This window comes from Sphingomonas sp. MJ1 (PH-R8), from assembly GCF_048058635.1.
GTDB lineage: Bacteria > Pseudomonadota > Alphaproteobacteria > Sphingomonadales > Sphingomonadaceae > Sphingomonas.
On sequence record NZ_JBBEFX010000009.1, the window covers coordinates 124,113 to 145,079 of the forward strand.

A 20,967-nucleotide genomic window follows, 5' to 3' on the forward strand; every position below is an offset into this window, starting at 1 on the left:
CGTAGATCGATGTGGCGATAGCGGCAAACAATAGGATCAAGATAACCAGCATCTAGGCAACTGCGGCTATTGATTGACTCCGCTATCATCGGAGGACTCTTCATGGATCAAGCCCGTAGGGCAATGCTCCAATGCTCCAGATGCTTGTAGACGATCACCTTGCCGCCGAGCAGGTCGCCATGCCCCTCGCAGAAGCGCTCCAGCTCGCCGCGCTGGCCGATCAGCTCGACGCACATCGTCAGGTGCGGATCGGAGATCTCGGAGCCGTTTTCCCGGATCGGGCCGTGATTGCTGTAGCCGTAGTGGGTGTGATGGGCGACGGCGTTCATGATGCCGTCGCGCCTCGCCTGTGCGATCAGCTCCCGATAGAGCGGTTTGCGCGACCAGAAGCTGGACGACCCAGCAGCCTTGTCGGACGGCTTCATGTAGATGCGGATCATTCCGATTTCGCTGTGCATGACCTTGTGGGGCATCAGTTATGCTCCTTGACGGTGTTGGAAGGGCACCGGCTACGACGGGAGGCGCGGGTGTCGCGCAGCGTCACCATACCGGTATGAGCGCGGCCGGGACGCTTGGGCACGGCAATTCGCTGCGACAGATAGATGCCGTTATGGCCCGAGCTGATGTAGGCGACGAAGCAGGCCACCGCGATCGGCACGGCAGGGGTGGCACCGAACAGCTCGATCCCCATGATTGTACAGGCCAGCGGCGTGTTGGCGGCACCGGCGAATACAGCGACGAAGCCGAGCGCTGCGAACAGGTCGAGCGGCGCACCGAGCAGCCAGCCGAGCGTGTTGCCGAGCGCAGCACCAATGAAGAACAGCGGCGTCACCTCGCCACCCTTGAAGCCCGCGCTCAGCGTCACGACGGTGAACAACATCTTGAGCGCCCAGCTCCATCGATCGACCGGGCCGTTGAAGAAGCCGGCGATCGTCGGGTCGCCTGGGATGGCGGACCATACACCAAGGCCGAGATAGCCGCGGGTGCCAACTATCCCGACCAGCGTGATGACCAAAACGCCGCCCACGGCGGCACGAGCAGGCCCGTAAGGTATGTGACGCTTGAGGAAGCCGCCGAATGCATGGTTCGCTTCAGCGAAGACGAGGCCGGTCAGCCCGAAAGCGACGCCTGCGATCGTCGCCTTGAGGAGCATTAGCGGCTCGACCAGCAGCGCGCCCGTGGCAGGGCCGGCATAGGCGATGTGGTAAAGTGTGTGATGAATGCCCCAGGCGTGACACGTCCAGTCCCCAGCTAGCGCGGCAAGCAGGCACGGTATGATCCCGCCATATTCGACGCGGCCGAGCGCCAGCACTTCGAGGGCGAACACAGCGCCTGCTAAGGGGGTGCCGAACACCGCGCCGAAGCCTGCCGCCACGCCGGTCATCAACAGGATGCGAATGCCCGATGTGTCGAGACGGAACATGCTGGCGATGGCACTGGCAAGGCTACCGCCGAGCTGCACGGCGGTTCCCTCGCGTCCCGCCGAGCCGCCGAACAGATGCGTCGCGATGGTGCCGAGGAAGACCAGCGGCGCCATACGGAGCGGCACGCCGCCCCCGGGCTCATGTATCTGCTCGACGATCAGATTGTTACCGGCTTCGACCGAGCGTCCGGTATGATGATAGAGAAGCGCAATGGCTGCCCCGCCCACGGGCAGGAAATACAGCAGCCAGGGATGGTCGAAGCGGGCCTGTGTGGCGGCATCAAGGCTCCACAGGAAGGCCGCACACAACGTTCCGACCAGCGCCGCCATCGGCAGCAGGATCAGCGTCCAGCGAACCACCGACATGGTATGGTCGCGCCGGTCGCGAAAGAACGCCGCTACGTTGAACTCATGGTACAGATTACGAAACGTCGCGCGCACGATTCCTCCTTCGCTGCCTTGCGGCGCCTGGTAGGAATCATCGGCCCTTGCGAGGGCGGTTCGGCCAGATGGCCCGGCGGAAATCCATCACCGTGCCTGCGCATATGCTGTCCGACGGCGACGTGGTCAACCAACGGCAGGGTCACGATAAGACCATTGTTTTGGTGAGGATAAATAATTGGCTCCGCCCATGGAATAAACCCGGACGAGCATCGTCTACGCTTTCGAGACTGATGCGCCGGAGGGGCTTATGCATAGACGAGATTGGATGCTGGGCCTGGTGGCTTCGGCCCTGCTCACCGGCGCAGTCGCGGCCGCTCCCGCCGATGGCTACGCCAGCATGGCGTCTGCCGCGATGGACCGGATGATGGCGGGCATGATGGTCAAGCCGTCCGGCGATGTCGACCGCGACTTCGTCACGATGATGCTCCCGCATCATCAGGGCGCCATCGATATGGCGGTGGCGGAACTGCGCTACGGCCATAACGAGCAGCTCAAGCGCATCGCGCAAGAAATCATCATTGATCAGCAGCAGGAGATCGCCGCCATGAAGCTGGCGATCGGTCAGCCGCTACCCCCTTCGACGCCAGCCCCGACGCAGGGCGGCGACCACCACAGTCATATGGAGCACTGACATGATCCGGACCATACTGCGCTCGGCCGCCTTGCTGATGAGCGCCGCACCGGGCATCGCCATGGCCCAGCAGGCGCCGTGGAATGCCAAGGACGTACCCGTCAGCCACCGCGACCGGGTCTATGCGTCTGAACAATTCTCCAACACCGTGTCGGTGACCGACCCGGCCGACAACCGGCTGCTCGGCGTCATCAAGCTCGGCGATCCCCAGCCGATGAACTTTTCCCCGCTCTACAAGGGACAGGTGCTGGTCCACGGCCTCGGCTTCTCGCCGGACGGGAAGACCTTGGCGGTCGTGTCGATCGGATCGAACGCCGTGTCGTGGATCGACACCGCCACCAACACCGTCAAGCACACGACCTATGTCGGACGCAGTCCGCACGAGGCGTTCTTCACGCCGGACGGCAAGGAGGTGTGGGTCACGGTACGTGGCGAAGACTATATCACCGTGCTCGACCCTACGACGTACAAGGAGACGGGTCGCATCAAGACGCCCGGTGGTCCGGGTATGACGATCTTCTCGCCCGATGGCCGGTACGGCTATGTCTGTTCGTCGTTCAATCCGGTGTTGGCCGTGTTCGATGTCGCGACCCACGCGCAAGTCGGACAGGTGGCACAGCCGAGCCCCTTCTGTCCCAACATCGCCGCGACGCCGGACGGCAAGCAGGTGTGGTTTACGCTAAAGGACATCGGCAAGACGGTCGCATTCGATGCCAGGCCACCCTTCACAATCCTCAAGGTGCTGGATACCGGGCCGATCACCAATCACGTCAACTTCGCCCGCACGGCCAAGGGGCAGTTCGCCTATGTGACGGTCGGCGGGGAGAATACGGTCAGGGTGTTTCGCACATCCGACTTCGCGCCCGTCGCCACCATCCCGGTCGGCAAGATGCCGCACGGTGTCTGGCCGTCGGGCGACGGTCGGCGCATCTATGTCGGGCTGGAGAATGCCGATAAGCTGGCCGCGATCGACACCGCTGGCAACACGGTCGTCGCCACCGTGCCGGTCGGACAGGCACCGCAGGCGATCGCCTATGTGCCGAACGCTGTTCCGACAGGCCCCGGTACCGACAATCTCCAGCCGCTCGGCACGGCCGGCAAAGCGTTGCATCTGACTATGGGGCCGATCGGCGGCAGGGGTACGGCAAGCAGCATTACCCTCTTCGACCAAGGCATCATTCAGGTCGTGCAGAGTGCCGTTACCGGTTTGCAGCCCAAGAAGCCCTACATGCTCGTGCTGACGGCCAACGCGGATGGTAGCGGCGCTGTAGAGCCGCTTGCGAACTTCATGAGCAACCCGGCAGGTGCGGCGATCGTGAACGCGTCGGGTCCGATCCGGCAGATCGTTCAAGGCAGCACCGCGACGCCCCGCCGTTTTCTGGCGGTCGCTGAGGTGGTGAACGGCGCGCCGGGACGCATCGTGCAGGTACAGCGCGACTGACATGGACCCGCTTACCGCCGCGATCGAGCCCCTGATCCCCGGTCTGCGCCGCTATGCCCGGTCGTGGTTGCGCGATCGGGCAATGGCAGATGACGTGGTGCAGGATTGTCTCGAGCGCGCGGTCGGGCGCTGGCGACAACGACGCGGGGCGGAGGTGCGCCCATGGGTCTATACGATCCTGCACAATCTGTTGGTCGACCATCAGCGGCAGCATAGCCGGCGAGGTACGGCGGTTCCGCTCCACCTCGTGGACGACGCCACGCTCGGCCGTCCGGCCGATCAGGACACAGGCCTGCACCACCGCGACCTGCTGCGCGCCCTTGATGCGTTGCCCGAGGAGCAGCGAACGGTGCTGCTCCTCGTATCGGTCGAGGGCCTGCCCTATGCGGAGGTCGCTGCCGTTGTCGGCGTGCCGCTGGGCACGGTGATGTCGCGCATATTCCGGGCGCGCGACCGACTGGCGACCCTCCTCCGGGAGGGTGAACGGCCGCGATTGAGGAGTGTGCAATGACCAGCCCGATCGGCGAGGACGATCTGGCCGCGTGGATCGATGGCAGGCTGTCGCCCGAGCGGCAGCGCCTGGTCGACGCCTATCTTGAAGGCCAGCCGGACCTGCATGCCCGTTTGCGGGAACAGGCGGAGCAGGCGCGAGCCCTTGCATCCCTGTTTGCCCCGATCGCGGATGAACCGATCCCGGCGACGATGCGCGTCGCAGCCATCAGGGGGCGGCAACGTCAGCCGCGATGGCAATTCGCCATCGCCGCGTCACTTCTGCTGGCGGTCGGGTTTGGCGGTGGTTGGTCGAGCGCGAAGTGGAGCGGTGAACCCCGCGCGGGCATCGCGGCGCTGGCCAACGAGGCGAGTGACAATTTCCGTGTCTATGCCGCCGACCGGATACGACCGGCGGAGATCGGCCCCGACCAGCGCGCCATGCTGATCCGATGGACCTCCGCCCGACTGGGTGAGCGCGTCACCATCCCGGACCTCAGCACAGCCGGTTACCGCTATGGGGGGGGGCGATTGGTCGCGACGCCTCACGGCCCTGCGGCACTGCTCCTCTACGACGGACCGCAAGCGTCGAAACTCGCGGTGCTGACTAGGCCTATGCAGATCGACAAGACTGCGAGCATGACCAGCACGTCCAGCGGGACCATGGGCCGGGTCACATGGGCGGTCGACGGGATCGGCTATAGTGTGGTGGGCGAGCGGCCTGCGGCCGAGCTGCATCCGATTGCCGATGAAGTCCGGCGGCAGGCCGATGCGGCGCTGGTGTCCTGATAGCGCCCTTGCTGCTCCTCAGCACCGACAGGCACCGGGCAGGCCAGCGCGATTAGGGCTTGCGCTCGGCATCCTTCCTGTCGGCCTCGGCCGGCGTCAGGCGAGCCCGCTCGCGGATGCGGCGTTCCAGCGGCGCGCCGACAAACAGGACGAGCATTGCAAGGCTCACCCCGCCGATGATGAGCGGCCACACCGCCAATCCCGCTGCCGCGCCGATCGTGGCCGTCACCCAGATGCACGCGGCGGTCGCCAAACCATGCACTTCCTGACCCTGGCCGACCCGCAGCACCGCACCGGCACCGATGAAGCCGACGCCGGACAGAATGCCCTGCATCGCCCGCCCTGCGGCGTCGGCGTTTACATTCGGCAGGCCACTATGCACGATCGCCTGCACGGCGATGCAACTCGCCAGACCGACCAGACCTAGCGTCCGCAACCCCATAATCTGCCGGTTCTCGCGCGAGCGTTCCCAACCAAGCACCATCCCGGCCGCGGTCGCCACGACCAGCCGGCCGATCACGTCGATCCAGAAGCCGATGTCCGATGCCGCTGACGCTTCGATCATTCGACCAGCACGTGAACGTGGTGCCAGGCGGTGCACAGGTAGCCGGCGAAGTTCCACATCGTGTCCGGTCGTTCGGGCTGTCCCTGCCCGGTCTCGTCGAAGGCGCGGGCGACAAAGTGCTGGCGTCCCTTGGCGAGTGTGGCGTCAAGGGTCCAGCGCCGCCAGCCCCAGCGCGTCTCCGGATCATCGGCGAAGGTCGCCTGTTGCCAGTCGCGACCGCCGTTCACCGACACTTCGACCCGAGAAATTCGGCGGTCATAGGCAATGGCATAGCCCTCAATCCGCACCGCCCCGGCGGGCAACCTCTCGCCCGCACCGGGCGAGCAGATCGCGGCGTTAAGCGGCATGGCATTGATCGTCAGACCTTGGCTCCAGTCGACGGTGTCGCTCGTCACATCGGCGGGAAACAGCTTGTAGTCGTGCGCCTGGATCGGTGCGTCGGAAGGCGCGTCGCGCACCTCGATCCGTGTCAGCCATTTGGCGCTGCGCACGCCTGCATAGCCCGGCACCACCATGCGGAGCGGGGCGCCGTGTTCGGGCGTCAGCGGCTCGCCGTTCATCGCCCAGGCAATGAGGACGTCGGGTTGCCGCGCCTTGTCCATGGCGATCGAGACCCCGAACAAGGCTTCCTTGCCCTCCATGTCCACCTCGTCGGCGCCGGTGAACGCCACGAACAGGTTGGACGCATCAGGCGCGCCCACCGCATCGAGAACATCGGCCAGGCGTACGCCGGTCCACTCAGCATTGCCGATCGCGCCGACATCCCAAGGATCGCCCGACGTCTTGCCGACCTGCTGGAGGTCCGTGCGCCGGTTACCCGCGCATTGGAGCACGGCTGTCACCGAGTGCGTGGAAAACGTAGCTTTAAGTTCTTCCACCGAGAAGGAGCGGCTCGCCATGCCCGTCCCGCTCACCTCGATCCGATGATTGGCGGGCAGATCCGGCACTGGCCCGTGGCTGCGCACGTAGAACAGCGCCTGCGGCGTCAGGAACCGCTCGATCAACGCACCGGGCGTCGGCTCGGCGTTGTAGGGATCGGAACTGCGCTTGATCATATCTGTCATGGACGATTAAACGTCGCGGGCCCGCGTAACGCTTCAAGTCTTCGAGACCATCGCAGACGAAAGGCTGCCGATCATTCCGATATCCAGATTAGAATGACCATATCAAACGGTTGGTCGTATCGATCAGGCTGCGCGATACAAGCTGCATGACCCTGGAGCAGCTCAGAATCTTCGTCGGTGTCGCGGAGCGCGAACACGTCACCAAGGCAGCGGAGGCGCTGAACGTCACGCAGTCCGCTGCTTCCGGGGCGGTTGCGGCCCTCGAAGCGCGCTACGGCGTTCCGCTGTTCCACCGCGTCGGGCGTGGCATCCAGCTGACCGAGGCGGGCCGCGGCTTTCTGGAGGAAGCGCGCGCGGTGCTGGGGCGGGCAGCGCATGCCGAGATGATGCTGGCGGACTATGCCGGGCTTGCGCGTGGTTCGTTGCGGATCGTCGCCAGCCAAACGATCGCGAGCTATTGGTTGCCGGCAAAGCTCGCCGCCTTCCACGAACGCCACCCGCAGATTGCGGTCGAGCTGGCGATCGACAACACCGAGGGCGCGGCAGCGCAGGTGCTGAGCGGCGCGGCGGAACTCGGCTTCGTCGAGGGCGAGGTGGACGAACCGGCGCTCGCCCACTGGAAGGTCGGGCGTGACCCGATGGTACTGGTCGGCCGCGAGGAAGCCGAACGCATCGACGAGGCCTGGCTGCGCACTGCACGCTGGATCGTCCGTGAGCAGGGATCGGGTACGCGCTCGACCTTCGAGGACGTGCTGCGAACGCGCGGGTTTGATCCGGCCCAGCTGACGATAGCGATGACGCTGCCGTCCAACGAGGCGGTGCGCACCGCCGTTGAGGCCGGTGCCGGCGTTGCCGTCTTGTCGCGATTGGTCGTCGCGCGCGCGCTCAAGGCCGGCGATCTGGTCGAGCTGCCGCTCGGGCTGCCCGACCGCGCCTTTCACGCGCTGCGCCACAAGGAACGCTATCGCACCCGCGCGGCCGACGCGCTGACGGATCTTATCAAGGAGCAGGTCGCATGACTGCCGACACGCACTCCGTTCTCAGCGGCCTCAAGCCGCTCAGCCGGCTCGATCATCCCCGCGAGATGATCCGTCAGTTCACGCCCAACTGGTTCGCCGCGACGATGGGCACGGGCATTCTTGCCCTCGCGCTGCCGCAGGTGCCCGGCATCGGGCCTTCGCTTAAACCCGTCGGCGAGGTGTTGTGGTTCTTCAATATCGCACTTTTCGCGCTGTTCGCCGGCCTTTATGGTGCGCGCTGGGCGATGTTCGGGCACGAGGCGCGGCGCATCTTCGGGCATAACACCGTGTCGATGTTCATCGGCACCATCCCGATGGGCCTCGCGACGATCATCAACGGCTGCCTCGCCTTCGGCATCGCACGGTTCGGGAATGGCATCGTACCGGTCGCACACGTCCTGTGGTGGATCGACGTCGCCATGTCGCTCGCCTGTGGCGTCCTGATCCCGTACATGATGTTCACCCGTCACGAGCACAGCCTGGACGGCATGACCGCGGTATGGCTGCTGCCGGTCGTCGCTGCCGAAGTGGCGGGCGCCAGCGGCGGGCTGCTCGCGCCGCATCTGACCGATCCTCACGCGCAGCTAGTCACGCTTGCGACCTCCTATGTGCTGTGGGCCTATTCGGTGCCGGTCGCGTTCGGCATCCTCGCCATCCTCATCCTGCGCATGGCGCTCCACAAGCTGCCGCATGAGAGCATGGCGGCGTCCTCCTGGCTGGCGCTGGGACCGATCGGCACGGGTGCTCTGGGCATGCTGGTGCTCGGGGCGGACGCGCCGGCGATCCTCGCGGCGCACGGGCTGGCCGGTGTCGGTACCGTCGCGGAAGGGATCGGCGTTGTGGCCGGACTCTGCCTGTGGGGCTTCGGCCTGTGGTGGCTGGCGCTCGCGACGCTTATCACCATCCGCTACTGGCGCGCCGGCGTCCCGTTCAACCTGGGCTGGTGGGGCTATACCTTTCCGCTCGGCGTCTACACCGTCGCCACCTTCCGCCTAGGCACGACGCTGAACCTCGGTTTCTTCGGTTTCGTCGGCACGGTGCTGACGGTTGCGCTTGCGGCGATGTGGCTGCTCGTCGGCGCCAAGACGCTGGCCGGCGCATGGCGCGGCAACCTGTTCGTCTCACCCTGCATCGCCACCCCGAACTGATCCGCCATGATGATCGGATCAGTCGGTCCGATCACTTGCGAAACGCCCCTTCGATCCGCCAGCGTGGCTGGCCACAGGAGAGCCTTGTCATGTACAATTTCGACGCCGGACTGGCGAGTGAGACCAGCCGTCGCCGCTTTCTCAGGCATGCCGCGCTCGGTACCGCCGGCCTTGCCGCCGCGCCGGCACTGGCGCAGCAGCTCGTCGACCTGAAGCTGCCTGGCGGCAATGCCGAACGGCCGATGACCAGCGCCTTTCCCGGCAAGGGCAGCATGATCCTCCAGCGTGTCCATCCGCCCTTGCTGGAAACGCCGATGGACGTGTTCGACAAGTCGGTGTTCACGCCCAACGACCAGTTCTTCGTCCGCTGGCACTGGGCCGACATCCCGACCTCGATCGATGTCGAGACTTTCCGCCTCAACGTCTTCGGCCACGTCAACCGACCGCTGTCGATCAGCCTCGCCCAGCTGCTGCGCCTGCCGCGGGTCGAGATGGCGGCGGTCAACCAATGCTCGGGAAACAGCCGTGGGCTGTTCCAGCCACGTGTTGCCGGCGCGCAATGGGGCAACGGCGCGATGGGCAATGCCAAATGGCTCGGTGTGCGCCTGCGCGACGTGCTCGACCTCGCCGGGGTCAAGACAGGCGCGGTGCAGGTGCGCTTCGGTGCGCTCGATCAACCGGTCGTGGCGGGCGCCCCTGACTTTGAGAAGGCGCTCGACATCGACCATGCCCGCGACGGCGAAGTGATGATCGCCTTCGGCATGAACGGCGAGCAGCTGCCGCTCCTCAATGGCTTTCCCTGCCGGCTGATCGTGCCGGGCTGGTACTCGACCTATTGGGTCAAGATGCTGAACTCGATCGAGGTACTGCCCGGCCCCGACGACCAGTATTGGATGGCCAAGGCCTACAAGATCCCCGCGACGCCGGGCGCGAATGTCGCGCCCGGCGCCAGAGACTTCCCGACTGTCCCCATCAACCGCATGATCCCGCGCAGCTGGATGACCAGCCTGCCCGATGGCCAGACGATAGCCTATGAGGCATCGATCCCGGTCGGCGGCATCGCGATGGGCGGCGACTGCGGCGTCGCCAAGGTCGATGTGTCGTCGGACGGAGGCCGCACCTGGTACAGGACGACGCTCGGAGCGGACGAGGGCAGGTACAGCTTCCGTCGGTGGGATGGTCGCGTGCCGCTGCGACGCGGTGCCAACCCGATCATGGTGCGCTGCTGGAACACCAACGGTGTCGCCCAGCCGATGAAGCCGATCTGGAACCCGGGCGGGTTCATGCGCGGCAATATCGAGACCACCACCATCATCGCGGCCTGAGGAGCGAGTAGCATGAAGACCCCGTCTCCCGGCATCATGGCTGCTGGCCTGATCGGCCTGACCGGCATTATCCTCGTCTCGATCGGGGCGCCGAGCAGCCGCAAGGCGCCTGCCCCGATCTCCGAGACATCCGAGCCGGCACCGCCCACCAGCGTCTCAGCCCGCGGCTTTTCGCTCGCCTCGACCAGCGTCGACCTGCCGGTCGATGACGCTACCTACCCCGATGGTCCGCACGCCGACGTCATCAACGCCAACTGCACTTCGTGCCACTCGGCCAGCATGGCGCTAACTCAGCCTGCGCTATCGGTGGATCAGTGGAAGGCGACCGTCACCAAGATGCGTGAGGTGTACAAGGCGCCGGTGGCCGAAAAGGACGTCGACGCGATCGTTGCTTATCTCATCGCTATGCCGAGCCAGAAAGCGGCACCCGCAACCGGCAAGGCACAGGATCCCGACCCCAAGGTGGCTCCTGATGTCTCAGGTGGAACCGGATAAGCAAACCTCTCGCATAACCTAAAAAGGCGATTTCGACAGACGATCGGCAGCCTTCAGTAGGACTTTTTCAACAGCCACGGACGGTTTTGACACCGACTTGCTGTTTACTGGCCTATAGGCTAGGGGGGTATCCTATGTCACATTTGTCTCAAACCAATGTCGATCTGGTCGCCCGCGTTCGTCGCATCGCCGGACAAGTCGGCGCGGTCGAGCGAGCACTTCAATCGGACTCGTCGTGTTCCGACGTGCTCCATCTGGTTGCCGCCGTGCGCGGGGCGGTGAATGGCCTCATGGACGAGATTATCGCCGAACACCTCGAAGCGCATGTGTCGCGGCCCGGCCTCGATGATGCCGAGCGGGCGGCAGGTGCCGAAGAACTGCTGGCGGTGATCCGCCGCTACGCCAAATAGGACGCTTTTCATGGCGGCTTTGCCCGAAATCGACGCCTTCACGCACGACCATGTATTCCTGGGCGCGGCGCACGACGACAATGCCCGCCGGACCCTGTGGGTCGTGGCGCTTACCGCCGGGATGATGGTGGTGGAGATCATCGCCGGTTATCTGACCGGCTCGATGGCGCTGCTCGCCGATGGCTTTCACATGGCGACACACGCGGGCGCGCTCGGGGTCGCCGCGGCCGCTTACGCCTATGCCAAGCGCCATGCCTCCAGCCGGGCCTATAGCTTCGGCACGGGCAAGGTCGGCGACCTGGCCGGGTTCGCGTCGGCGATGGTGCTGGGCCTGATCGCGCTCGGGATCGGTGTCGAGTCCATCCTTCGCCTGTTTCAGCCGATCACGGTCGCATTCGGGGAAGCGACGCTCATCGCGGTGGTCGGTCTGGGCGTGAACATCGCCTGCGCCTTCCTGCTCTCGGGCGGGCACCATCACGGGCACGACCATCATCACGGGCATGACCACCATCACGGGCACGGGCATGCGCACGGCGCGCATGGCGGTGACAACAACATGCGCTCCGCCTATGTCCATGTCCTGGCCGACGCGCTCACCTCGGTTCTCGCCATCGCCGCGCTGCTGGCGGGCCGCTATCTCGGCTGGGTGTGGATGGATCCGGTGATGGGCATCGTCGGTGCGATCGTCATCGCGCGCTGGTCATGGACGCTGATGCGCGACACGGCGTCCGTGTTGCTCGATGCGACCGATCATCATGTAGAGGAGGAAGTGCGCGAGTTGGTCGAGGCGCCAGGCGACGCGCGTATCACCGATCTTCATGTCTGGCGCGTCGGTCCGGAAGCCCACGCCGCGATCGTCAGCGTCGTAGGCGGGCAGGGCGTGACCGGCGACGATATCCGCGCCCGCCTCGCACCGGTTCATGAAATCGCGCACCTGACCGTCGAGTGCCGCTAGCCCTCGAAGGCGGTCAGGATCGGGCATGGTCCCTCCGCTCCTGACCCGCATTCATGTGCGAGCCGGCGAAGCGAGGCGCGCACCCGCTCAAGCTCCTCGATCTTCGCATCCAGTTCGGCAATGCGCTCGCCCGCGAGCTGGCGCGCGCGGGCGCGATCGTCGGTCGCATCCAGCGCCAGAAGCTCACCGATCTGCTCGAGCGTGAAACCGGCTGCCTGCGCCGAGCGGATGAAGCGAAGGCGGCGGGCGTCATCGGTGCCGTAGCGCCGGATGCCGCCTCCGGCGCCAGCCCCGGTCGGCCGGTCTGGCTCGTCCAGCAAACCGCGACGCTGATAGTAGCGCACCGTTTCGACGCCGACGCCGCCCTCGCGCGCGAGCGCCGCGATCGTCATGCCGGTCATGCCTTGACTCCGTACTATGGTACGGACCCTATATAGGCGGGGCGAGGATATTGGAGAAGCGGCATGGCGAGCGCCCCCGCCAAACAGGCGACGATCTACCGGATGGTGATGCCGGAACATACCTGCCCTTTCGGGCTGAAGGCGAAGGATCTTCTGCGCCGGGAAGGCTATGCGGTCGATGACCATTGGCTGATGACGCGGGAAGAAACCGACGCTTTCAAGGCGAAGCACGGCGTCAAGACGACCCCGCAGATCTTTATCGCCGGGGAGCGGGTCGGCGGCTATGACGATCTGCGCCGCTTCTTCGGCAAGATGGTCCGCGACCCCAAGGCCGTCACCTATCGCCCGGTGATTGCCGTGTTCGCGATGACGGCGCTGATGGCGCTCGCCGCCAGCTATGCGGTACTCGGCACGCCCTTCACGGTGCGGGCGGGTGAATGGTTCATCGCGTTCTCGATGTGCGCTCTGGCGATGCTCAAGCTCCAGAACGTCGAGAGCTTCTCGAGCATGTTCCTCAACTACGATCTGCTCGCGAAGCGCTGGGTGCCCTATTCCTATGTCTATCCCTACGCGGAAGGAGCGGCGGGCGTCCTGATGGCAGCCGGCGCGTTGACCTGGCTGTCGGTGCCCGTCGCGCTCGTTATCGGTACGATCGGCGCGGTGTCGGTGTTCAAGGCCGTCTACATCGACAAGCGTGAGCTGAAATGCGCGTGCGTGGGCGGGGACAGCAACGTGCCGCTCGGCTTCATCTCGCTCACCGAAAACCTGATGATGGTCGCGATGGCGCTGTGGATGATCGCTGCGCCGCCCGTGCTGGCGATGGCGCACTGACGCGAAGGTCGGCACGCGTCGTCAATGCGGGCTGATCGCCGTAACTTCTGCCGTCATACCCTTCGCCTTGGCGGTGAATGCGACCCGCTGCCCCGACCGCAGTCCCTTGAGCAGGGTCGGGGGGGATGCCCGGAAGGTCATCGTCATTGCGGGCCAGCCGATCGTCGGGATCGGGCCGTGCTTGATGGTTACGGTTCCACCTTTCGCGTCGACGGCAGTGATCGTCCCCGATCCGCTGCCGGATTTTACAGCCGATGCAGCCGGCCTGCTGCCTTGAGCAAGAGCGCTCGCTGCGATCGGCGTGACTAGTAGCATGAATGCGGCGCGCATGGAGAAAGTGGCTTTCATCAGATCTTCCTTTCGGGGCGGGTTGAAGCTCGCCGCCGCAAGAGCAAGTAGGCGGCTGGCAGGATGAACATGGAGAGGAAAGGGGCGGTCAGCATTCCACCGATCATCGGCGCGGCGATCCGGCTCATCACCTCCGATCCGGCGCCATGCCCGATCAGCACGGGGAACAGCCCGGCGACGATGACAGCGACGGTCATCGCCTTGGGACGTACCCGCAACAGCGCGCCCTCCCTGATCGCTTCCGATACTTGCTCGCCCGACGGTGACGGCCCGCGCTCGGCCAATGCGTGTTTCAGGTAGATCAGCATGACGACGCCGAACTCCGCCGACACGCCGGCGAGCGCGATGAACCCGACACCTGTGGCGACCGATTGCGCATAGCCGAGCAGCCATAATGTCCAGATGCCGCCGGTCAGCGCGAAGGGCAGTGTGCCCATGATAAGCGCCGCCTCGTCGAGGCGACCGAAGGTAAGGTAGAGGAGAAGGAAGATGATCGCGAGTGTCGCCGGCACGACGAGCATCAACCGAGCCTCGGCACGCTGCAGATACTCGAATTGTCCGGAATAGGCGATCGAGACGCCGGGGCTGAGCCGAACATCTTTGCCAACAGCACGGCGCAGATCGGCGACCGTGGAGGCCAGGTCGCGCCCGCGCACGTCGACATAGACCCATGTCGAGAGTCGACCATTTTCCGTCTTGAGCATCGGTGGACCTTCCGCGATCGACACGGATGCGACGGTGCCGAGTGTGATCTGCTGACCCGATGCGGTGACGATTGGGAGAGTTCGCAGTCCCTCCAGACTGTCACGCAGCTCGCGGGGGTAGCGGACGCTGATCGGGTAGCGGGCAAGGCCCTCCACCGTCTGGCCGATCGTCTCGCCGCCGATCGCGCCGGACACAATCTCCTGCACATCGGCGATGTTGAGACCGTAGCGCCCCGCGGTCACCCGATCGATATCGACATCGACATAGCGGCCTCCGGTCAACCGTTCTGCCAATGCCGAGCTGACGCCCGGCACGGTCCTGGCGACACGTTCGATGCTGCCGGCGATGCGGTCCAGCTCGGAGAGGTTGGACCCCGACACTTTCACCCCGATGGGACTCTTGATGCCGGTCGCGAGCATATCGATCCGATTGCGGATCGGAGGCACCCATACGTTCGTGAGGCCGGGCACGCGCACTGTGCGGTCCAGCTCCTCCACCAGCTTTGCCGGCGTCATCCCCGCGCGCCATTGATCGCGCGGCTTGAATTGGATGGTCGTCTCGAACATCTCGAGCGGTGCCGGGTCGGTCGCGGTCTCGGCGCGCCCGGCTTTGCCGAACACGGTTTTGACCTCGGGAACGGTTTTTATCAGCCGGTCTGTGCGCTGGAGCAGGGCCGAGGCGCTCGCGGCCGAAAGGCCGGGAAGCGCGGACGGCATGTAGAGCAGATCGCCCTCATCCATCGTCGGGATGAACTCGCCACCCAATCGGGTCAGCGGCCATGCCGTCGTCGCCAGTACCAGGGCGGCGATGCCGATCGCCGCCCAAGGCCGCGCCAACACGCGGTCGAGCGCCGGGCGATAGGCACGGGTGAGCACGCGGTTGATAATGTTGTCGTTCTCGGCCGGAATGCGTCCCCGGATCAGCCATCCCATCAGGACCGGCACGAGCGTTACCGACAGGATCGCCGCTGCCGCCATCGCATAGCTCTTGGTGAAGGCGAGCGGGGCGAACAGCCGTCCCTCCTGCGCTTCGAGCGTGAACACCGGCACGAACGACAGCGTGATGATGACGAGGCTGAAGAACAGCGCCGGCCCGACCTCGGCCGCGGCCTCGGTGATGACGCGCCAGCGTTCCTCGCCCGCCAGCGCCACGCCCGGATGGTCGTGTTCCCATCGCTCGATCCGCTTGTGCGCGTTCTCGATCATCACGATCGCGGCATCGACCATCGCGCCGATCGCGATGGCGATACCGCCCAAAGACATGATGTTGGCGTTCACCCCCTGCACACGCATGACGAGCAAGGCCGCGAGCACCCCCAGAGGCAAGGTGACGATCGCGACCAGCGCAGACCGGACATGCCACAGAAACAACCCGCAGATGATCGCGACGACGACGAACTCCTCGATCAGCTTGCCCGTCAAATTCTCCACCGCGCGGTCGATCAATTGCGAGCGGTCATAGGTGGTGACGATCTCGACGCCGGGGGGAAGGCTCGCTTTCAGTTCCGCGAGCTTGGCCTTGACGGCTTCGATCGTCTGCCGTGCATTCTTGCCCTGACGCAGGATGACGACTCCGCCCGCGACCTCGCCTTCGCCGTTCAGCTCGGCGATGCCGCGGCGCATCTCGGGGCCGATCTGGATCGACGCGACGTCGCCCAAGGTAACGGGGACGCCGGCACCGGCGACCTTGAGCGGGATCGCGCGGAAATCGTCGACGGTGCGCAAGTAACCTGACGCGCGCACCATATATTCGGCTTCGCCCAGCTCGAGGACGGACCCGCCGGCCTCCTGATTGGCGCGGCGAATGGCATCGACGGCCTGAGTGTGCGTGACACCGAATGCGGCGAGCCGCGTCGGGTCGAGCAGCACCTGATATTGCTTCACCATTCCGCCGATGCTCGCCACCTCCGCAACGCCGGGCAGCGTTTTCAGTTCATAACGTAGGAACCAGTCCTGCAAGGATCGGAGCTGCGACAGGTCACGGCGGCCGGTGCGGTCCAACAGCGTGTATTCATAGACCCAGCCGACCCCCGTCGCATCAGGACCCAGCGCGGCCTGCGCGCCTTGGGGAAGCCGTCCCTGCACCTGGCTCAGATACTCCAGCACGCGTGAGCGCGCCCAATAGAGGTCGGTCCCATCCTCGAAGAGGACATAGACGTAGCTGTCGCCGAAGAACGAATAGCCGCGCACGGTTTTCGCGCCAGGCACGGACAGCATCGTCGTGGTGAGCGGATACGTCACCTGGTTCTCGACGATCTGCGGGGCTTGGCCCGGCCAGCTCGTGCGGATGATGACCTGCGTGTCGGACAGGTCGGGGAGCGCATCGACGGGGGTGGCACGCATTGCGAACACCCCGGCCATGGCGAGCGCGATGGCCGCCAGGACGACGAGGAAGCGGTTCGCGACCGACCAGCGGATGATCGCGGCAATCATCGCCCAGCCTCGCGCGTCATGCGGCGCAGCGTTGGACCATCGGCGGGTTGATCAAAGCCGAACCGCACCCGCTCACCCTTGCGATACCCACGCACCAACGCGGGATCGGCGACGCGGAACGTCATTGTCATGGCCGGCCAGCCGATCGCCGGAACGGGCTGATGGGACAGGGTGACGGAACTGCGATCGATCGCCTCGATGCTGCCGACCGTCTCGTAGATCGACGCGGTGGGTTTCACGGCCGGCTTTGTTGCGGGTGACGCTTCGACACCAATCGGACGCGCATCGAGGCCAGCGAGGCTCGCTTCGGAGTCGATCAGGAACTGGCCCGACGCGACAACCTTCTCACCCTCGGTCAGGCCGGCGACTATCTCGGTTTTGCCGCCGCCTTCTGCGCCAGTGCGAACCTCGGCGGGTCGAAAGCGTCCACCCGGCCCTGCCAACATGACGAGTGTGCGCCGGCCGGTCCGGATCACGGCCTCACTCGGAACAAGGAGTGCATCGCGGCTCCCCTGGTCGAGCGCCACGCTGGCGAACATACCGGGGCGCAACCGGCCGGCACGGTTGGGGAGCTCGACGCGGATTGTGAGCGTGCGGCTCGCTGCCTCGGCCTGGGGCAGGATCGCAGCGATGCGGCCCCTGAAGCTTTCGCCCGGGAAAGCCGCCAGCGTGGCGATGACGGGCGTGCCGATCCGCAGGTTTCCTGCGAGGGCCTCAGGGACAGCCGCGTTCAGCCACACGGTGGCGAGGCCGTTCACCTCCGCCAGTGTCTGTCCTTGCGCGACCGTCATCCCCTGTCGGACGCCGAGCGTCTTGATGACGCCCCCCACGGGCGTGCTGATCGTCGTCACACCTTGCGGTCGGCCGCGCCACTCCGCCGATGCAATCGATCCGGCGGGCATCCCGAGAAGCAACAGGCGCTCTCGTGCCGCCCGCGTGAGCCCGGCATCCCCGGTGCGGCGCACGGCGAGATACTCCGCCTGCGCGCCCGCCCATTCGGGCACAAGGATATCGGCGAGCGGGGCGCCTGCCGGCACGACATCGCCTGGCGCGCGCGCATAGACGCGCTGAACGAAGCCGCCGCTGCGTGCCTGCACGACCGCAACGTTGCGGTCATTGAACTCGATGCTGCCGGTTGCCGAGGCCGAGTTTGACAACGATCCGCGTTCGACCGTGACGATCCGCGCGCCGAGCCGCTGGAGGCTGGCCGGATCGATCGCTACGCCCGGTGCGGCGCTACCGCCTGCGCCCTCGTCGGCATAGCGGGGGATCAGTTTCATCCCCATCGACGAGAGACCCGGGCCGTCGTGCCGCTCCCCCGGGATCATCGGATCATACCAGTAGAGGATCTTCTTCTGCGGGGCTGGGGATGCCGTTTGATCGGCAGCCGAGGACGTGCCAAGTTTCGCGAGCCCGAAGCCCACGCCCCCTGCGACCAGCACCAGCGCGCTTACCGCGGTGACAAGGCGGGCGCGGGTAATGGTAGTGTCGCTCATCGATCGGCGCTCCCGAAGGTAATGGTGAGGCGGACAGAGTCTGCGGCGACGAGCGCCTCACGGTCGAGCACGGTCAGCTCGGCGTCGGCGAGCGCGGTCTTGGCTTCGATGGCATCCGCAAGACTCGCGCGACCGGCAGAGTAGCTCGCTATCTCCAGATCGGCTCGCTTCCGAGCGAGCGGAAGGAGCACGTCGCGCGCGCGCTGCCATTGGCTGTGATGCATTTGGTGGTCCGCCAGCGCGGCCTCCAGATCGGCTGCCAATGTGCGCCGGGTTTCTTCGCGCGCGGCCTCGGCCTGCGCCTGTGCGGATTTGCGGGCTTCGATGCGCGGGTTCTGACGCGATCGAGCGAACAGCGGCAGGCTCATCGAAACTCCCGCCGACACCATGTCGCCATACCGGGGGTCACGGCGTTGATAAGCTACCTCTACCCCCCAATCGGGTCGCTTCTCCGCTCGCGCCGCATCCACGTCGGCCTGGGCGCGCTGAATACCGGCCTCGGCGAGAACCATGTCGGAGTGAAGGCTGAGCGCGTCCCGCAGCCGCGCCGGAGCCAGATCGATCGCGGGCATATCGCCGGCAATCTCGGGCGCCGATACGCCGGTCCAGCGAGCCAGCATCGCGCGGGCGCGCGCAACGGCGGCCATCAACTCGTCGCGGCGGTCGTCGAGTGCCGCGATCTCCTGATCGGTCGTCAGTGTCTGACCAGGGCGGACCGAACCGGTCGTCACGGCGGCCCGCGCAGCGGAAGGGAGAGATCGAAGGAATAGCAGAACGGTGTCGAGGGCAGCTAGTCGACGCTCGGCATAAGCAAGGTCGATCCATGCCTGCCCCGCTCCCAATCGCACCTCCCGGAGCTTGGTCGCTTGCGATGCTTCTGCCGTTGCGATCACGGCGCGTGCCTGCGCTTGCGCGGCATGACGCTTGGCAAGGTTGGGTAGGTCCTGTTGGAAACCGACACGCCCCATCGTCATGTCGTCTCTGGATAGGGAGAAGGCGGGTGGCCCAGAGACAGGATAATTCTCGATTCCGATCGACACACGGGGGTCCGGAAGGCTTCCCGCCGCACGTGCATCGGCTTGGGCGGCGCTGACCCCCGCGCGACCGGCAACCGCTCCCGGGGCGTTGGCAACCGCATCGCGCAGCGCTTGGTCATAGGTAAGTGTCTGCGCGTGCGCGGCGCTCGTCGTGAGCGCGGCGACCGCGAGCATCATGGATGCGCGCATCCCTCTAGTCCCTTCATGTCATAATGATGGCCGGGCTCCAAATGGTTGATCGGAGCCCGGCACCTGTTCAGGCTCGCCAGCTTAAGTTGACTGGCCGCCCTTCATTGACATGCAGGCGTCGCGACCGCGTTCCATCATCGGGCACACGCAGGCGCTCGACTGGGGAACGTCCGTAACCCATACGCGACGTGGGGCTTGAAGCGGCGCCCGCGGGCCCGGCTGGTAATTGGAACGCCACTCCCAATGACCATTGCTTTTATTTTCAGATGTGGCCGCCGTCGCTGCCGACGCGGCGAGGCTAGCGGCAAATACCGCCAAGATGAACGTTTTCATGTCACTTTCCAATTTGATCGAGATTTAAAATCGGCAGAGCCGCAACCGGCGAACGGCTGCAGCCTGACACGGCTTGACTCGATCAAACGGTAGGCGGTTCGGGCTCGGGAGCGACGTTGAGGCCGGCAAGTGCCCGGCTGGCAGGCCAGATAACGATTTGAGATGCGATCGAGCGCTTCAGCACTCTTGCCGGCTCCTCAAACGTCATGGGAACAACGCATCCCATTTGGGCGATACACGCCAGCGTCAGTCCTTTGCATGGGTGTTCCGATGACGGATCCGGGGTCGCCATACCCGCGCAATCCATGCGGGATGGGGTGACATGGCTCATCGCCATCTTGGGTGAGAGCGATGGGCCGGCCGCATACGCAATTCCTTGGCCCAAAAGGCCAAGCAACGCTCCAACAAGAAGCAAGAGAGAAAGACGAGCTTTCAACACCCGGATACTATCCCAATTGTCAACGCCGAGGTCAATACGGGTGGTTTGCCGGGTGCCGTAGTGCCGGCATGAAGCGCCGGGGAAGATTTGCCGCTCACAAGACAACCTGTCGTTTAGGCGCCGTGGCTAGCAAAGACACGCCGGCCAGCGGCACCGAACGCAATGACGTCATAGGGCTGGGTTCTCATGCCGGGAACCTCCATGCCCGGTGAGCCCATCGGCATTCCGGCCACGGCCAAGCCGCGCACGCCTTTAGGATGCTGGGCCAGCGCGCGCTTCATGTCTGCGATCGGGACATGTCCCTCAAACGCGATGCCGTCGATGATCGCGGTATGGCAGGACGCGAGGTCAGCGGGCAGGCCGATCTTACGCTGCAGCACCTCACGGCGATCATCGTCGATGATCTGGACCTTGCGGCCGAACTGCTGACGCACCTGCGCCGCCCATTTCTCGCAACAGCCGCAACCCGGATCGCGGTGCATGGCGATGTCGGCCGCGGCCGATGCGACCGCTGGGATGGTCATTAGCAAGGCGGCGACGGCGCCACGAACACCATTC

21 protein-coding genes and 1 riboswitch are annotated in these 20,967 nt (G+C 65.4%); of the genes, 11 read left to right on the forward strand and 10 right to left on the reverse strand.

Annotation, left to right across the window (positions count from 1 at the left end):
- Window positions 1–107: 107 nt before the first annotated feature.
- Both VPH46_RS09830 and VPH46_RS09835 read right to left on the reverse strand, forming a co-directional pair.
- The gene (locus VPH46_RS09830; protein ID WP_168847126.1) at window positions 108–473 is read right to left on the reverse strand and encodes a DUF190 domain-containing protein; all 366 of its coding nucleotides are present in this window, start codon (window positions 471–473) and stop codon (window positions 108–110) included.
- Window positions 473–1,864 (reverse strand): voltage-gated chloride channel family protein, encoded by a 1,392-nt coding sequence (locus VPH46_RS09835; protein ID WP_298089059.1) that lies wholly within the window; start codon window positions 1,862–1,864, stop codon window positions 473–475. Before VPH46_RS09835 ends, VPH46_RS09830 begins: the two co-directional genes overlap by 1 nt.
- Window positions 1,865–1,888: 24 nt before the next feature.
- A riboswitch (Fluoride riboswitch) is annotated at window positions 1,889–1,965 on the reverse strand.
- 167 nt (window positions 1,966–2,132) lie between these two features.
- On the opposite strand from VPH46_RS09835, the gene VPH46_RS09840 reads away from it, so the two are divergent.
- Genes VPH46_RS09840 through VPH46_RS09855 form a run of 4 tightly spaced genes read left to right on the forward strand, consistent with a single transcriptional unit; the run spans window position 2,133 to window position 5,217 of the window.
- Window positions 2,133–2,498 carry a DUF305 domain-containing protein gene (locus VPH46_RS09840; protein ID WP_211091110.1) on the forward strand — a complete coding sequence of 122 codons (366 nt, stop codon included), beginning with the start codon at window positions 2,133–2,135 and terminating at the stop codon, window positions 2,496–2,498.
- Window position 2,499: 1 nt separating this feature from the next.
- On the forward strand, window positions 2,500–3,939 hold the full coding sequence (locus VPH46_RS09845) for a YncE family protein (protein ID WP_168847125.1): 1,440 nt from the start codon (window positions 2,500–2,502) through the stop codon (window positions 3,937–3,939).
- Between the two features lies 1 nt (window position 3,940).
- Window positions 3,941–4,450, forward strand: coding sequence for an RNA polymerase sigma factor (locus VPH46_RS09850; protein ID WP_168847124.1), 510 nt, complete (start codon window positions 3,941–3,943; stop codon window positions 4,448–4,450).
- Window positions 4,447–5,217 carry an anti-sigma factor family protein gene (locus VPH46_RS09855; protein ID WP_021224441.1) on the forward strand — a complete coding sequence of 257 codons (771 nt, stop codon included), beginning with the start codon at window positions 4,447–4,449 and terminating at the stop codon, window positions 5,215–5,217. Before VPH46_RS09850 ends, VPH46_RS09855 begins: the two co-directional genes overlap by 4 nt.
- A gap of 52 nt (window positions 5,218–5,269) precedes the next feature.
- On the opposite strand, the gene VPH46_RS09860 is transcribed toward VPH46_RS09855, so the two are convergent.
- Window positions 5,270–5,782, reverse strand: a complete 513-nt coding sequence (locus VPH46_RS09860; RefSeq protein WP_168847123.1) for an MgtC/SapB family protein — start codon at window positions 5,780–5,782, stop codon at window positions 5,270–5,272.
- Window positions 5,779–6,846: a sulfite oxidase gene (locus tag VPH46_RS09865; protein WP_168847122.1), complete on the reverse strand. Its 1,068-nt coding sequence runs from the start codon at window positions 6,844–6,846 to the stop codon at window positions 5,779–5,781. Before VPH46_RS09865 ends, VPH46_RS09860 begins: the two co-directional genes overlap by 4 nt.
- Window positions 6,847–6,992: 146 nt before the next feature.
- Between VPH46_RS09865 and VPH46_RS09870 the strand changes: the two genes are divergently transcribed.
- The 6 genes from VPH46_RS09870 (at window position 6,993) to dmeF (ending at window position 12,198) form a co-directional block, all read left to right on the forward strand.
- Window positions 6,993–7,865: a LysR family transcriptional regulator gene (locus VPH46_RS09870; RefSeq protein ID WP_168847121.1), complete on the forward strand. Its 873-nt coding sequence runs from the start codon at window positions 6,993–6,995 to the stop codon at window positions 7,863–7,865.
- Window positions 7,862–9,013: a TDT family transporter gene (locus tag VPH46_RS09875; RefSeq protein WP_345907745.1), complete on the forward strand. Its 1,152-nt coding sequence runs from the start codon at window positions 7,862–7,864 to the stop codon at window positions 9,011–9,013. The genes VPH46_RS09870 and VPH46_RS09875 overlap by 4 nt, the downstream gene beginning before the upstream one ends.
- Window positions 9,014–9,102: 89 nt before the next feature.
- Window positions 9,103–10,338, forward strand: coding sequence for a molybdopterin-dependent oxidoreductase (locus tag VPH46_RS09880; RefSeq protein ID WP_125960889.1), 1,236 nt, complete (start codon window positions 9,103–9,105; stop codon window positions 10,336–10,338).
- Window positions 10,339–10,350: 12 nt separating this feature from the next.
- Window positions 10,351–10,833 carry a hypothetical protein gene (locus tag VPH46_RS09885; RefSeq protein ID WP_125960890.1) on the forward strand — a complete coding sequence of 161 codons (483 nt, stop codon included), beginning with the start codon at window positions 10,351–10,353 and terminating at the stop codon, window positions 10,831–10,833.
- A gap of 134 nt (window positions 10,834–10,967) precedes the next feature.
- The gene (locus VPH46_RS09890) at window positions 10,968–11,243 is read left to right on the forward strand and encodes a metal/formaldehyde-sensitive transcriptional repressor (protein WP_081609170.1); all 276 of its coding nucleotides are present in this window, start codon (window positions 10,968–10,970) and stop codon (window positions 11,241–11,243) included.
- Between the two features lie 10 nt (window positions 11,244–11,253).
- The gene (dmeF, locus tag VPH46_RS09895) at window positions 11,254–12,198 is read left to right on the forward strand and encodes a CDF family Co(II)/Ni(II) efflux transporter DmeF (RefSeq protein ID WP_017980771.1); all 945 of its coding nucleotides are present in this window, start codon (window positions 11,254–11,256) and stop codon (window positions 12,196–12,198) included.
- Here dmeF and VPH46_RS09900 read toward each other — a convergent pair.
- The gene (locus VPH46_RS09900; protein WP_017980772.1) at window positions 12,195–12,599 is read right to left on the reverse strand and encodes a MerR family transcriptional regulator; all 405 of its coding nucleotides are present in this window, start codon (window positions 12,597–12,599) and stop codon (window positions 12,195–12,197) included. The two genes, dmeF and VPH46_RS09900, sit on opposite strands and share 4 nt — an antisense overlap.
- Window positions 12,600–12,662: 63 nt before the next feature.
- On the opposite strand from VPH46_RS09900, the gene VPH46_RS09905 reads away from it, so the two are divergent.
- Window positions 12,663–13,430, forward strand: a complete 768-nt coding sequence (locus VPH46_RS09905) for a glutaredoxin family protein (RefSeq protein ID WP_017980773.1) — start codon at window positions 12,663–12,665, stop codon at window positions 13,428–13,430.
- 21 nt (window positions 13,431–13,451) lie between these two features.
- Here VPH46_RS09905 and VPH46_RS09910 read toward each other — a convergent pair whose 3' ends face one another.
- The 5 genes from VPH46_RS09910 to VPH46_RS09930 all read right to left on the reverse strand — a co-directional run bounded on the left by VPH46_RS09910 (window position 13,452) and on the right by VPH46_RS09930 (window position 20,933).
- A complete protein-coding gene (locus VPH46_RS09910; RefSeq protein WP_017980774.1) occupies window positions 13,452–13,778 on the reverse strand; it encodes a copper-binding protein in 327 nt (108 codons plus the stop codon).
- Window positions 13,778–16,915 carry an efflux RND transporter permease subunit gene (locus tag VPH46_RS09915; RefSeq protein ID WP_018251208.1) on the reverse strand — a complete coding sequence of 1,046 codons (3,138 nt, stop codon included), beginning with the start codon at window positions 16,913–16,915 and terminating at the stop codon, window positions 13,778–13,780. The genes VPH46_RS09910 and VPH46_RS09915 overlap by 1 nt, the downstream gene beginning before the upstream one ends.
- Window positions 16,912–18,411: an efflux RND transporter periplasmic adaptor subunit gene (locus tag VPH46_RS09920; protein WP_061780583.1), complete on the reverse strand. Its 1,500-nt coding sequence runs from the start codon at window positions 18,409–18,411 to the stop codon at window positions 16,912–16,914. Before VPH46_RS09920 ends, VPH46_RS09915 begins: the two co-directional genes overlap by 4 nt.
- The gene (locus VPH46_RS09925; RefSeq protein WP_018251210.1) at window positions 18,408–19,625 is read right to left on the reverse strand and encodes a TolC family protein; all 1,218 of its coding nucleotides are present in this window, start codon (window positions 19,623–19,625) and stop codon (window positions 18,408–18,410) included. The genes VPH46_RS09920 and VPH46_RS09925 overlap by 4 nt, the downstream gene beginning before the upstream one ends.
- Window positions 19,626–20,522: 897 nt before the next feature.
- Window positions 20,523–20,933 carry a DUF411 domain-containing protein gene (locus VPH46_RS09930; protein WP_416610850.1) on the reverse strand — a complete coding sequence of 137 codons (411 nt, stop codon included), beginning with the start codon at window positions 20,931–20,933 and terminating at the stop codon, window positions 20,523–20,525.
- Window positions 20,934–20,967 lie beyond the last annotated feature (34 nt).

Coding starts and splice junctions, on each gene's coding strand:
- VPH46_RS09880 (WP_125960889.1), top strand. CDS start 9,103: ATGTACAATTTCGACGCCGGACTGGCGAGTGAGACCAGCCGTCGCCGC.
- VPH46_RS09885 (WP_125960890.1), top strand. CDS start 10,351: ATGAAGACCCCGTCTCCCGGCATCATGGCTGCTGGCCTGATCGGCCTG.
- VPH46_RS09925 (WP_018251210.1), bottom strand. CDS start 19,625: ATGATGCTCGCGGTCGCCGCGCTCACGACGAGCGCCGCGCACGCGCAG.
- VPH46_RS09890 (WP_081609170.1), top strand. CDS start 10,968: ATGTCACATTTGTCTCAAACCAATGTCGATCTGGTCGCCCGCGTTCGT.
- VPH46_RS09860 (WP_168847123.1), bottom strand. CDS start 5,782: ATGATCGAAGCGTCAGCGGCATCGGACATCGGCTTCTGGATCGACGTG.
- VPH46_RS09840 (WP_211091110.1), top strand. CDS start 2,133: ATGCTGGGCCTGGTGGCTTCGGCCCTGCTCACCGGCGCAGTCGCGGCC.
- VPH46_RS09845 (WP_168847125.1), top strand. CDS start 2,500: ATGATCCGGACCATACTGCGCTCGGCCGCCTTGCTGATGAGCGCCGCA.
- VPH46_RS09865 (WP_168847122.1), bottom strand. CDS start 6,846: ATGACAGATATGATCAAGCGCAGTTCCGATCCCTACAACGCCGAGCCG.
- VPH46_RS09920 (WP_061780583.1), bottom strand. CDS start 18,411: ATGAGCGACACTACCATTACCCGCGCCCGCCTTGTCACCGCGGTAAGC.
- dmeF (WP_017980771.1), top strand. CDS start 11,254: ATGGCGGCTTTGCCCGAAATCGACGCCTTCACGCACGACCATGTATTC.
- VPH46_RS09910 (WP_017980774.1), bottom strand. CDS start 13,778: ATGAAAGCCACTTTCTCCATGCGCGCCGCATTCATGCTACTAGTCACG.
- VPH46_RS09915 (WP_018251208.1), bottom strand. CDS start 16,915: ATGATTGCCGCGATCATCCGCTGGTCGGTCGCGAACCGCTTCCTCGTC.
- VPH46_RS09830 (WP_168847126.1), bottom strand. CDS start 473: ATGCCCCACAAGGTCATGCACAGCGAAATCGGAATGATCCGCATCTAC.
- VPH46_RS09855 (WP_021224441.1), top strand. CDS start 4,447: ATGACCAGCCCGATCGGCGAGGACGATCTGGCCGCGTGGATCGATGGC.
- VPH46_RS09870 (WP_168847121.1), top strand. CDS start 6,993: ATGACCCTGGAGCAGCTCAGAATCTTCGTCGGTGTCGCGGAGCGCGAA.
- VPH46_RS09850 (WP_168847124.1), top strand. CDS start 3,941: ATGGACCCGCTTACCGCCGCGATCGAGCCCCTGATCCCCGGTCTGCGC.
- VPH46_RS09875 (WP_345907745.1), top strand. CDS start 7,862: ATGACTGCCGACACGCACTCCGTTCTCAGCGGCCTCAAGCCGCTCAGC.
- VPH46_RS09900 (WP_017980772.1), bottom strand. CDS start 12,599: ATGACCGGCATGACGATCGCGGCGCTCGCGCGCGAGGGCGGCGTCGGC.
- VPH46_RS09905 (WP_017980773.1), top strand. CDS start 12,663: ATGGCGAGCGCCCCCGCCAAACAGGCGACGATCTACCGGATGGTGATG.
- VPH46_RS09930 (WP_416610850.1), bottom strand. CDS start 20,933: ATGACCATCCCAGCGGTCGCATCGGCCGCGGCCGACATCGCCATGCAC.